Origin of the sequence: Acetobacterium wieringae, from assembly GCF_023700225.1 — a bacterium.
Lineage (GTDB): Bacteria > Bacillota > Clostridia > Eubacteriales > Eubacteriaceae > Acetobacterium > Acetobacterium wieringae.
On sequence record NZ_CP097897.1, the window covers coordinates 3,699,090 to 3,711,234 of the forward strand.

Sequence of the window (12,145 nt, forward strand, 5' to 3'; positions counted from 1 at the left end):
CCTATTGAATTCCGATAACGTTAAGCCCAATTGGTATCCAAGTTGGCAACAAACTGCTCGCTTCAACGGTGGGCAGATTGGATACACCTCCCGTTGCAAGATTAATCACAGAAAATACCCAAAGCATTACTGCGATGATGGCTGCCCCTAAAACCACTCCGATTATCGCCCCCGCCAGCCGATTAAGGATTCCAATAACAGGAATTCTTGAGATTCCCAGAAAAATGGCCTGCAGCAACCAACACAACACCGAAACCCCCATAACGAGAATTCCAAAACTGATACTGTTGGCAATACCATGCTTGATCACTTCTGTTATTACGGTGATGCCCTGATCAAAAATGGATTGTCCATTACTCATAGCGACTTCACCGAGAAGAGCATTGGTTAAACCACTTTGCTGAGCCCCCAGGTTCATCAACGACTGGGAAATAGTGTCAATGTTAATTGTTGTAAAAAGATTGTTGAGCATGCCCGACTGAATCAACCAATCCGCCAGCAATGGTGAAAAAAACCAGGCGATTACAAAAGATGCAATAAATCCCCCGAAACTGATCAGGGTATTTATTGCACCTCGTTTGAATCCTATAATTCCTGATAGCACGCAAATCAGGATACCTATTAAATCAAGTGATGTCAGTGTTTGAAAACTCATTTTTTATTCCTGTAATATGCTTCAATGTCCTCTTCGTTGATGATCCGCACAGCACTGGTTTCCATCAAGAAGGATTTATCATCCGATTCTTCATGTTGATTCAACCCTTTATTGAGATTCTCCAGCTCGATGGGTTGGGAAAGATTCCATTCCCCTGCCGTTTGTGACTGTTCGTTACTGAACTCTGTGTCGGTTCCGATGTCCGGCATTGCCGCTGGTTTTATTTCGCTTTCGTAGGAAAGCGAAACTTTTTCTGAACCAAATGGCTTTTCTTCGATAATGGGCTCACTGGTTTCAAACAATCCTGTTTCTGATTTCTTAAAGCGGGTTTTTTTTACATTCCCGCGCTCGGGAGCTACATAGGTATCGTCAATGATGACTTCTGTCATGATTTCTGTCTCTCTGGGCGTAAAACCTTCATTGATTTGTTCGTTGGAAAGCCCTTCCAGGCCGATACTCTCCCGTTTCGGTCCTCGTGATTTTCGACGGTTTTTTTTCTTTTCTTTTTTCGCTTCGAGATCATACTCCAGATCCCGCTGATCTTCGGCTTTGGTTTCTTCCCAATACTTTCGGCCCACAATTCGGCCGAGTACAATCCCAATCACCTGAAAGACAATGGTCATTACCAGCGCTATTCCAAATAACAGAAAAACAGACAGCTCACCACCAACTAATTGATAAATTAACCCAAAGGGCAAGTACCAAAATATAGTGGGTGCTGCAATAAAAGCAAACTGATTCCAGATACTGTTTGTATCCTGTCCCGGAAACATGGTGGATACCACTGTCAATGTCCCGGTTAGGACGATTATGGGAATCAGACTATAGACAACATACCGCAGTGTCTTTGGTTTTTCATTGCCACTGATGTTTTTAAAGCAAACGGTAAACAGGATGATCCAGAACGCACCAATTGTTATTAATTGGATGCCATTAAACAGATAGTCAAAATTACTTGTTCGGGTCAGATCAAATATATTTTTGAAGATCAGTACAATCACAATATAAAGGATATTGCCCAATACTGCTGCTTCCAACGCTGACAGTCGTCTCTTTCTTTTGATTTGATTCATTATTTTCTCCATTTCATAATTGAATTGTCACAGTTCGACTGATTCTAGTTTTCTTTTTCATATCCCAATCGCTCGAGTAGACGATCCAATTCTTCCAGCGATGAATAGACAAACTCTATTTTTCCTTTTTTTCCTCGATTACTTAAATGGACTTTGGTTTCGAATTTTCTTTCCAAAGCTTCCTGAATTTCTGCTATATATCCACTACTATTGTCTTTTTTTTGCTGAAGTGGCTTTACCAGACCTTCACTCTGCATTTTTTTTATGCGATTCTCTGCTTCTCTGACACTCATTCCTTTTTCAATGATCTCGCTTGCAAAAGCTTCCATTTTTGCGGGATCTTCCAGAATCAGAATCGCTCGGGCATGCCCCGATGTAATTTTTTCCTGAGCCAATTGTTCCTGAATGCTTTGAGGCAGTTTTAATAACCTGAGGGTGTTGGCAATGGCGGTACGACTTTTTCCAATCCGAATACCAATTTCCCCCTGGGTCAGATTAAAGTTCTCCATTAACGCTTCATAGGCCAGCGCTTCTTCGATGCTATTGAGATTTTCCCGTTGAACATTTTCAATGATGGCGATTTCCAGAACTTCTTCTGGCGGCAGATCTTTTACAATTACTGGCACCTCTTTAAGGCCAATCATATTGGCGGCTCGCCAACGTCTCTCTCCAGCAATAATGGTATAACCCTTCGTTTCCGGTTTAACCACCAACGGTTGGAGAATGCCATGTTCTTTAATTGATGCCCCTAATTCTTCTAGCTTAATTCGGTCAAAACTTTTTCGCGGTTGTTTTGGATTGGGCCGAACATTATTTGTTCTGACATAGAAAACCAACTTTTCAACGTCAACCTCCAGCACTTCATCTTTTTGCGAAGGAACAACCACTGCATCATCGGGAAATAACGCTCTAAGACCTTTACCTAAACCTGTGTTTTTTCCCATAACTACTCCTGTCTTTGTACAAACTCTTTTGCGAGGGCCAGATATGCTTTTGATCCCTTTGATCCGCTGGCGTATTCAAAGATAGTCTGCCCATAGCTGGGGGCTTCGGCCAAGCGGACATTGCGGGGGATCATGGTGTCATAAACCTTTTCTTTGAAATAATCAACCACTTCATCGACAACCTGATTTGATAAGTTGGTACGGCTGTCAAACATGGTCATCAGGACACCTTCTATTTCTAAATGGGGATTTAATCCCTGTTTTACCAGACTGATCGTATTCATCAGCTGACTCACGCCTTCCAATGCATAAAACTCACATTGGATGGGAATTAACACCGTGTTTGTCACTGCCAGGGCATTAATTGTTAATAAGCCAAGTGAAGGTGGGCAGTCGATGAAGATATAGTCGTAAAATGATTTGATATTTTCAATACTATTTTTAAGGCGCAATTCTCGTTGTGGCATATTTGTCAATTCAATTTCTGCTCCAGCTAAATCGGGGTGAGATGGCAGAATATGAAGATTTTCGTAAGAAGTTGTCAGAATAATTTCTTTAAAATTATCACCATGGATAATTCCATTATAGACGCTTTTTTCCAGATTATTCTTTTCAATTCCAAACCCACTACTGGTATTTCCCTGAGGATCAATATCAATAACCAGTACTCGATATCCTTCTAAACTGAGGGCAGTGGTTAAGTTGATATTTGTGGTCGTTTTACCAACACCACCTTTTTGATTAAATACTGCCACGATTTTTGCCATACTTTGCTCCTTAATTAAATCACTCAATCACTTTCACAACTTTGTTTACTGATCATTGGTTTGTTATCCTGATATTTCTGACTGTCAGCAATGTTTCACGTGAAACATGTGATTGTCAACGCAAGCTGCGATACACTGTTTTTGACAGATGTTTCACGTGAAACATCTGTCAAAAACCAGGTCAAATACTATCATATAACCCTTTATTTATGCTTGTACTATTTATACTGGATTGGAAACGCTTCTTTTTTAATCTTACCATGAATCCTCGGGAAATTAGCTGGGGTTGGTTTGACTTTTTTTATGTTTATTATAACATGAACAAACTCACTTTGCAGTAACAAACCCTTTTCAATTGTTGTAATTTTTCCACCTAAAACATCGATCGGTATTTGGGCAGCATTTAACTCCTCCTGATAGTCTCTTCCTTTCATCGATAGAAACTGTCCCCCAACCTTTGTCAGCGGCAAACAATACTCGGATAGCAGCGTCAAATTTGCCACCGCCCGAGAGGCGACCACTTCATATTTCTCCCGGTATCTATGATCTTGTCCTAATTCTTCAGCTCTGCCATGAAGGGTATTTATATTGTTGATCCCTAACTCAGAAGCGATGGACTGGACGACATTAAGCTTCTTTTTTGTTGAATCCATTAGCGTAATCTTGGCCTCTTCCAGCATGATCGCCAGCGGAATGCCCGGAAAACCGCCCCCGGTTCCGACATCTAAAATGCTTATCCGGGGGTTTTTTATTAGCTTAAGTAATGTCAAAGAATCAAGTAGATGAAGCCTGATAAATTCATCTTCATCAATAATCCGAGTTAGATTGATCTGTTTATTTCGTTCCAGGAGCTGATCCATATAAGCAATCAGCTTTTCTGCCTGAATTTCATTAATTATTATTTCGGCAGTTTTACCCCGATGTATTAATTCTTCAATACGTTTATTCATTATCCGTTCCCTTCTGATCTCCACTTCGTCGGCGTTGCTCCAAGGCAATTAACAATACTGAAATGTCTGCTGGCGAAACGCCAGAAATTCGGGATGCCTGACCAATTGACAATGGTTTGATTTCTTGCAGTTTTTCAGCTGCTTCAATTCGCAGTCCGCCAATTTGGGGGTAATCAAGATCGGTCGGAATCAGTTTGTGTTCAAGCTTTTTAAACTGCTCAACCTGTTGCAGTTGCTTTTTAATGTAACCCTCGTACTTAATCTGAACTTCCACCTGCTCGACCACACTCCAATGCAACACCGGTCGTTCCGGATCAAAAACAGCCGTTTGTTGATACTTAACTTCCGGCCGACGAATCAGTTCACCGATTGATAAACCATGCAAAATCTCCGAACTGCCAAGTGATCTAAGAACTGCATTGTTTTCCTGATTGGGTTTAACCATAACCTGATTGAGCCGAGTTATCTCTTGTTTAATCTGTTCCTTTTTCTCCAGGAACTTTTGATACCGGCTCTCGCCAATTAGCCCGACCCGGTGTCCGATCTCAGTTAACCGCAGATCGGCGTTATCCTGTCGTAACAATAAACGATATTCAGCCCGGGAAGTCATCATTCGGTATGGCTCATCAATTCCCTTGGTAATGATATCATCAATGAGTACACCAATATAACCTTCAGACCGATCGATGATCACCGGCTGTTCACCCCGTAAATAGAGCGATGCATTAATACCGGCAATCAATCCCTGGGCTCCGGCCTCTTCATAACCGGAGGTACCATTGATTTGTCCGGCAAAAAATAAACCGGCTACTGCCTTGGATTCAAGCGAAGGCTTTAATCGGGTCGGATGGATGCAGTCATATTCAATGGCATAGGCCGAACGCATAAACTCCACTTTTTCCATTCCCGGCACCGTTCGGTATAGAGCAATCTGAACATCTTCCGGTAAACAGGAGGACATCCCCTGGACGTATATTTCATTGGTATTTAATCCTTCCGGCTCCATAAAAATCTGATGTCGTTCCTTGTCATGAAAACGCATTACCTTAGTTTCAATCGATGGGCAATAACGAGGGCCAATTCCTACGACTTCGCCGGTATAAAGCGGCGAGCGTTCAATGTTGGCATTAATAATTTGGTGGGTTTGCGGGTTGGTATAGGTCAGGTAACAGGGCACCTGATCAATTTTTATTGAGTCGGTTTCAAATGAAAAAGGAACAATCTGATCGTCGCCCTCATGAATAATCATTTTTGAATAATCCAGAGTTTTGGCATCAACCCGGGCCGGGGTTCCGGTTTTAAAACGTTGCAACTCAATACCATTTTTTATAAGGCTCTCTGATAAATACATGGCTGGAAATAAACCGTTGGGCCCGCCATCGTATTGAACATCACCGATAATAATCCGGCCCTTTAAATAAGTGCCGCTACAGATAATCGCTGCCTTACAGCTGTAAACTGCCCCGGTATTAACCATTACCCCGGTGATCTTGCCATCTTCGACAATAATTTCAGTCGCCTCCTGCTGTTTTAACAGCAAATTCTCCTGATTCTCGATTACTTCCTTCATTCTGAATTGATAGGCTTTTTTATCGGCCTGAGCCCGCAACGAATGTACCGCCGGACCTTTTGCCGTATTTAACATCTTACACTGAATCATCGTTGCATCAATGTTTTTTCCCATTTCACCGCCAAGGGCATCAATTTCCCGAACCAGATGTCCTTTTCCGGTACCACCGATGGATGGATTACAGGGCATCATTGCCACCGAATCCAGATTGATGGTTAATAATAATGTCTTAAAACCAATTCGGGCACTGGCCAGAGCTGCTTCAGAACCGGCATGACCGGCACCGATGACGATAATGTCGTAGTCTCCTCCTGGATATGTCATTTTCTTTCCTCTACTTTCCAATGCAAAAATTTTTAAAAATCTGATCGATGATATCCATCCCAACGGCTTTGCCGGTAATGCCACGAAGCGCTTCCAGGGCTTCCATCACGTCAATACTGACAAGTTCCAGTGGCATTTGGCTGGCCATGGTGCTAATAGCATTTTCCAGACTGGTTTTTGTTGTTTCCAGTAACTGAATGTGTCGGGTATTGGTAATCAGATAGTCCGCTTCCTGACTGACCGTTCCTTCAAAAACCATTTCCAGCATTTTTTGTCGCAAGGTTTCGATTCCCTGATCTTCCAATAGGGACATCGGTATCCATGGCTCTGGAATTTCAACATCCATTCCACTGATCGCATCGGTCTTATTGGCAATATAAATGGTTTTGCGATTTTTAAGCAATTCAATCAGTTCCTTTTCTCCAGTAGACATTTCTTTAGAAATATCCCGCATAAAAATCACCAGATTGGTTTGGTTTAAAAGCGCCTTTGATTTTTCAACGCCGATTTTTTCCACCAGATTATCGGTTTCTCTGATTCCGGCAGTATCAATAATCTTAAAGGGAATCCCTTCAATGTTAAGATATTCTTCAATGGTATCCCGGGTGGTGCCGGGAATATCGGTGACAATGGCTTTGTTTTCCATTAACAAGGTATTTAGTAATGACGATTTTCCCACATTTGGCTCACCGAGAATCGCAGTTGTGATCCCCTCCCGGTAAATTTTTCCGGTTTCTGCCACAGTCAGAATTTCTTTGATCTTGTTTAACAACTCTAAAATCTGGCTGTTCACAAAATCATATGATATTTCTTCAATATCGTATTCAGGATAATCAATATTGACTTCCATATGTGAAAGAATTCCCACTAAAATATTATCCAGTTCTTCCAGTTTGTGAGACAGTCGTCCTTCCAGCTGGGCCACTGAATATTCCAGACTTTTTTCGGTTTTGGCATTGATGATGTCAATAACCGCTTCAGCCTGAGTCAAATCCATTCTCCCATTTAAAAAAGCCCGCTTGGTAAATTCTCCCGGTTCGGCCAGTCGGGCTCCACTGGTAATAACCAGTTTTAAAATTTTGCGCATCGGGACAATTCCCCCATGGCAATTTATCTCGACGACATCTTCAGCGGTATAGGAATGGGGCGCCAGCATTTTTGAAACCAGCACCTCATCAATGTCTTTTTTGGTAGCTGGGTCAACAACCCGTCCATAAACCAATTCATGACTGCCAGCTGCCAACAGGGTTTTTCCCCGGGGGTTGACAAACAGTTTGTTTCCCAGTTCAACGGCATCGGGCCCGCTGATTCGGATAATACCGATTCCGGCACCACCCATACCGGTAGCTACTGCAGCAATGGTATCTTCATTTTGTAATAAGGCTTCCAATTTATTCTCCTGTTTCAATAATTGTTTCCTAATCTCTAATAATATAATAAAAACCTGATGTTTACAAGTAAGATCCAAATAAAAAGGCACCTTACAATTAACGCTTAAGCTAATTTGCAAAGTGCCTTTTTTTAGTTTTTATCTTTTAATTGAATAACAACCCGACGATAGGGTTCTTCTCCCTCACTAAAGGTAAAAACCTTGTCGTGATTCTGGAGTTTTGCGTGAATGACCCTTCTTTCTGAAGGATTCATGGGTTCCAGCAGCATTTTCTTTTGATAATAAACTGCCTTATTGGCCATTTTTTCCCCAAGATCTTCAAGGGTTTTTTCCCGCTTCGCCCGATAGTTCTCAGTGTCCAGAATAACCCGAACATATTCTTCATATTGCCGATTGATAACCAAGCTAACTAAATATTGGAGCGAATCCAGGGTTTGACCACGGCGTCCAATTAAAACCCCCATGTCTTTCCCTTCCAGATCAATGAATAATACTTTATCCTCAAGACGGGTATTGATTTTACAATTAATTTTCATGGCATTGAGGACATCATTTAAAAAATCAAGGGCCCGCTGTTCAGGATTGTTTATCAGTGAGACCTCAACAATGGCTTCTTTTTTCCCAAATATTTTCATTAAACCACTGTCCGGTAATTGCAATACATTTGTTTCAACTTGTTCCTTTGTCACACCAAGCTGTTGCAAACCATGGTTAATCGCATCTTCTACGGTTTTACCAGTGCCCGTTACTGTCTTATTCATTTTCCCTCTCCTTAAGCTTTTAGTCATCATTTTTTACTTGTTATCATAACGTTCCTTGGCTTTTTGATAGGCTTCTTCCTGGGCTGCATCGCGCTCGGGAATTTCAACTGATGGTTTTTTTCGCTGCTCCGCAGACTGATTGTTTTTTGAACTTTGAATTTTCTTCTGAGAAGCTGGTCGGGTTAATGGTTTTTTGGGTCCATCAGTCTGATCTTTTTTACTGCTTTTTGGGGCATTGGGGTTAGTAGCCGCTCGTCTGGCCGCTAATTCCGCTTTACGCTCTTCCTCCGCTTCACGAACCCGGCGTTCCGCTTCTTCAATAGTATAATCTGGTTCCGGAATTCGCATCATAATAAATTGTTGTACAAAGGTAAAGATATTCTGTACGACCCAGTAAAGTGCTACCCCTGCTGGCATGGAAATAGAAATATAACCAATCATAATTGGCATGGCATAAAGCATAATTTTCTGAGTTTTGGCATTGGGATCATCCGGATTCGTTGCCGGTTGTGCTGCCATGGTAAATTTCTGAGTGATAAAGGTAAATAAAGCAGCTAAGATTGGCAATACATAAATCGGGTCCGGTACACTTAAACTATCCATCCATAAAAAAGACATATCCACTTCACTAATGGTTCCGTTAACGAAGACCCAGGTTTCGGGATGAAGCAGGGTCTGATAAAGCCCGATCAGGATGGGAAATTGTAATAAAATCGGCAGACAGCCCCCGGCAGGATTAACCTTAAAGGTTTTGTAGAGTTTTAGCGTCTCTTCATTTAATTTTTCTTTGTTATTCTTGTACTTCTTGTTAAGCTTTTGTAATTCCGGCTGAAGGCGTTGCATATCCTTCATGGATTTCGTTTGTTTAATATTTAGCGGTAATAACAATACCTTCATAAATATTGTAAAAATAATGATTGATAATCCATAATTATGAACAATTCCATAAATCTGGAATAACATCCAACCAAAGATCTGGTATAAAAACTCCATTCATTAACTCCTTAAGTTTTTCTCCCTAACATTCTAAGGAAGGGGATCATATCCCCCGGGATTAAAAGGATGGCATCTGAGAATGCGTTTCCCACCTATATAGCTTCCTTTTATGACACCGTATTTTTCAACAGCCAAAATAAAATACTCTGAACACGTGGGACTGAAACGACAATTATTTCCTAAAAGAGGTGAAATAAATTTCTGATAACCTCTAATAATTAAAACCAGGAATTTCTTGAACATTCTATGGCCTCATGAGATTCTTCTTATAAAACAAATGGTTTAACGATTTTTCCAAACTACTATACGGCACTTCTTTAATGGATTCCTTAGCAATCAGAATAATATCATAACCTTTTGAAAAAGAATCTTCATTAAGACGATATGCCTCTTTTATTCGTCTTTTTACCTTATTTCTAATCACAGCTTTTTTAGAAACTTTTTTACTGACGATTATCCCCAAACGATTAAAATTCTCTTCATTCTTTAGATAATAGATCACAAAAACTTTGTTTCCGAATACATCCCCAACTTTAAAAACACGTTTGAATTCATTTTCCTTACTTAGGGATTTTATTTTTACCAAAGGAATTCTCCTTAATTTTTATTAAACAAAAGACCGCTTTTGAAAAACGGTCTACAAAGGATTATGCTGATAATTTTTCTCTTCCTTTTTGTCTTCTCTTCTTCAAAATAAGTCGACCGCTTTTTGCAGACATTCTTTTTCTGAAACCATGTTCTTTCTTACGTTGTCTAACTTTTGGTTGATAAGTTCTTTTCACTTCGACACCCCCTGACTAATACTTTATATTCATTTGTTTATAAGCTAATAAGACTTTTACCCTAGAATTATATAATCTCGCTTATTTTATGTCAAGTTATATTATCAAATCTAAAGCGTTTTCGCAAGTATTATGTTTATTTTAATTATATTGAATGCCACATAACAATTTGTTATACTAGGTTTATCAACGGAAATGTGGATAAGTTTTTGAATTTTATCCAAATAATCCACAAATTCCAGGATTGTGTGGATTATTTGGGGATAACTTGTCAGTATTTTTTATTTATCCCTTTCTTTTCGTCTTTTCTTGTTGGGATAATTTTTTTAAGTTATCAACAATTTTTCGTAGATTTTGCTTGATTTATTTGGCTATTCACATTAAAATGAATTCTCTGTGCATAATTTAAAATTTTATCCACAATGACACGACTTAAATTTATTAGAAATTGGAGGTTCATTTAATGGACACTTCCTTTAAAAAAATATGGGATGCCGCCCTGGAAATTATCAAACCGGATATTAGTCCAACCAGTTTTAACACCTGGTTCTTAAAAATAAAGCCCATAAACTATGTCAATAACACCTATTATTTTTTATCGGAAAATGAATTCGAAAAAGGAATTCTGGAGAGTCGGCATATTCCCTTGATCACCAATGCCCTGGCTGAAGTTACCGGAAAAACCGGTCAGGTTAAAATCGTTTTAAAAGAAGAAGATGCGATGATTCCGCAAAACAATGCTTCCTCCCAGATATCCATCACCACTGTTGAAGATAAAATATCCAATTACCAGAATAACTCGATGAATCCGAAATATACCTTCGACAGTTTTGTTATTGGCGAAAATAACCGTTTTGCTCATGCCGCCTGTGTGGCCGTATCCGAAGCACCTTCTGAACGTTATAATCCACTCTTTATTTATGGTGGTGTTGGTTTGGGAAAAACCCACCTGATGCAGGCGATCGGACATTACATCTTATCCTATGCACCCCATAAAAAGGTTGTTTATGTATCCTGTGAAAAATTTACCAACGACTTTATCGATGCGATTCAGAATAAAACCAATATCTCTTTTCGCAACAAATACCGCAGCGCCGATATTTTGTTAATTGATGATATCCAGTTTTTAGCCAAAAAAGAAGGAACCCAGGAAGAATTTTTCCATACCTTTAATACTCTGCATCAGGAAAATAAACAGATTGTCATCAGCAGTGACCGACCACCAAAGGAAATACCAACCCTAGAAGAACGACTTCGTTCCCGTTTTGAAAGCGGTCTGATAACAGATATTTATGCCCCTAACTTTGAAACCCGGATTGCGATCATCCGAAAAAAAGCTGAATCCTTTAATGATGAGATCCCCAATGAGGTCTTAAGTTTTATTGCCGACAGCATCCATTCCAATATCCGGGAGCTTGAAGGCGCGTTAACAACCGTCTTTGCTTATTCAAAACTGCATAAGGTGCCGATTAATTTAGAATCAGCCAAAAATGCCCTCAAAGATATCTTTAGAAAAAAAGAAGACATTGTCATCACTGGTGAGTACATTAAAGAGGTCACCGCTAAATACTTTAATATTACAGTTGAAGACATGAATTCTAAAAAAAGAACCCGCTCGATTGCATTGCCCCGTCAGGTTGCCATGTACATTACCCGGGAAATTACCGATCTTTCACTCCCGCGCATTGGCGAAGAATTCGGCGGACGTGATCATTCCACGGTGATTCATGCCTGTCAGAAAATCGCCGAAGAAATGGATACCAATACCGATTTTAAAAACCTGATTCTGCGAATTGAACGGGAAATAAATGGTAATTAACAACCCACAGGCTCTGTCGGATCAATAACGAGGTTATCCACAAGTTATCCCCTGTTATTTTTGCTGATTTTTTGTACGATCAACCGATTTGCCGAGTTATTAACAAAATCCACA

Annotated in this window: 13 protein-coding genes; 1 reads left to right on the forward strand and 12 read right to left on the reverse strand. The window is 40.1% G+C overall.

Annotated features, from left to right (window positions below):
• Position 1: 1 nt before the first annotated feature.
• From CHL1_RS18230 to rpmH, 12 genes are all read right to left on the reverse strand, one after another.
• The gene (locus CHL1_RS18230) at positions 2-655 is read right to left on the reverse strand and encodes a CvpA family protein (protein ID WP_250934267.1); all 654 of its coding nucleotides are present in this window, start codon (positions 653-655) and stop codon (positions 2-4) included.
• Complete coding sequence (locus tag CHL1_RS18235; RefSeq protein WP_250934268.1) at positions 652-1,728, reverse strand: hypothetical protein; 1,077 nt, start codon at positions 1,726-1,728, stop codon at positions 652-654. Before CHL1_RS18235 ends, CHL1_RS18230 begins: the two co-directional genes overlap by 4 nt.
• Before the next feature lie 44 nt (positions 1,729-1,772).
• Positions 1,773-2,672, reverse strand: coding sequence for a ParB/RepB/Spo0J family partition protein (locus tag CHL1_RS18240; protein WP_228881771.1), 900 nt, complete (start codon positions 2,670-2,672; stop codon positions 1,773-1,775).
• Between the two features lie 2 nt (positions 2,673-2,674).
• Positions 2,675-3,439 (reverse strand): ParA family protein, encoded by a 765-nt coding sequence (locus tag CHL1_RS18245; protein WP_148636998.1) that lies wholly within the window; start codon positions 3,437-3,439, stop codon positions 2,675-2,677.
• A 218-nt stretch (positions 3,440-3,657) separates the two neighbouring features.
• Positions 3,658-4,389 (reverse strand): 16S rRNA (guanine(527)-N(7))-methyltransferase RsmG, encoded by a 732-nt coding sequence (rsmG, locus tag CHL1_RS18250; RefSeq protein ID WP_070370654.1) that lies wholly within the window; start codon positions 4,387-4,389, stop codon positions 3,658-3,660.
• Positions 4,382-6,283, reverse strand: coding sequence for a tRNA uridine-5-carboxymethylaminomethyl(34) synthesis enzyme MnmG (mnmG, locus tag CHL1_RS18255; RefSeq protein WP_250934269.1), 1,902 nt, complete (start codon positions 6,281-6,283; stop codon positions 4,382-4,384). The genes rsmG and mnmG overlap by 8 nt, the downstream gene beginning before the upstream one ends.
• Positions 6,284-6,293: 10 nt before the next feature.
• Entirely contained in the window at positions 6,294-7,673 is a 1,380-nt protein-coding gene (gene mnmE, locus CHL1_RS18260) for a tRNA uridine-5-carboxymethylaminomethyl(34) synthesis GTPase MnmE (RefSeq protein WP_139142330.1), read from the reverse strand.
• A gap of 131 nt (positions 7,674-7,804) precedes the next feature.
• Positions 7,805-8,434 (reverse strand): RNA-binding cell elongation regulator Jag/EloR, encoded by a 630-nt coding sequence (gene jag, locus CHL1_RS18265; protein ID WP_250934270.1) that lies wholly within the window; start codon positions 8,432-8,434, stop codon positions 7,805-7,807.
• Positions 8,435-8,467: 33 nt separating this feature from the next.
• A complete protein-coding gene (locus CHL1_RS18270) occupies positions 8,468-9,427 on the reverse strand; it encodes a YidC/Oxa1 family membrane protein insertase (protein WP_250934271.1) in 960 nt (319 codons plus the stop codon).
• A 33-nt stretch (positions 9,428-9,460) separates the two neighbouring features.
• Positions 9,461-9,673, reverse strand: coding sequence for a membrane protein insertion efficiency factor YidD (gene yidD / locus CHL1_RS18275; RefSeq protein WP_070370651.1), 213 nt, complete (start codon positions 9,671-9,673; stop codon positions 9,461-9,463).
• Position 9,674: 1 nt separating this feature from the next.
• Positions 9,675-10,016, reverse strand: a complete 342-nt coding sequence (gene rnpA, locus CHL1_RS18280; RefSeq protein ID WP_070370650.1) for a ribonuclease P protein component — start codon at positions 10,014-10,016, stop codon at positions 9,675-9,677.
• 61 nt (positions 10,017-10,077) lie between these two features.
• Positions 10,078-10,212 carry a 50S ribosomal protein L34 gene (gene rpmH, locus CHL1_RS18285; protein WP_041669680.1) on the reverse strand — a complete coding sequence of 45 codons (135 nt, stop codon included), beginning with the start codon at positions 10,210-10,212 and terminating at the stop codon, positions 10,078-10,080.
• Positions 10,213-10,675: 463 nt separating this feature from the next.
• Here rpmH and dnaA point away from each other — a divergent pair, with 463 nt between their 5' ends.
• Positions 10,676-12,031: a chromosomal replication initiator protein DnaA gene (gene dnaA, locus CHL1_RS18290; RefSeq protein ID WP_148637003.1), complete on the forward strand. Its 1,356-nt coding sequence runs from the start codon at positions 10,676-10,678 to the stop codon at positions 12,029-12,031.
• Positions 12,032-12,145: the final 114 nt, after the last annotated feature.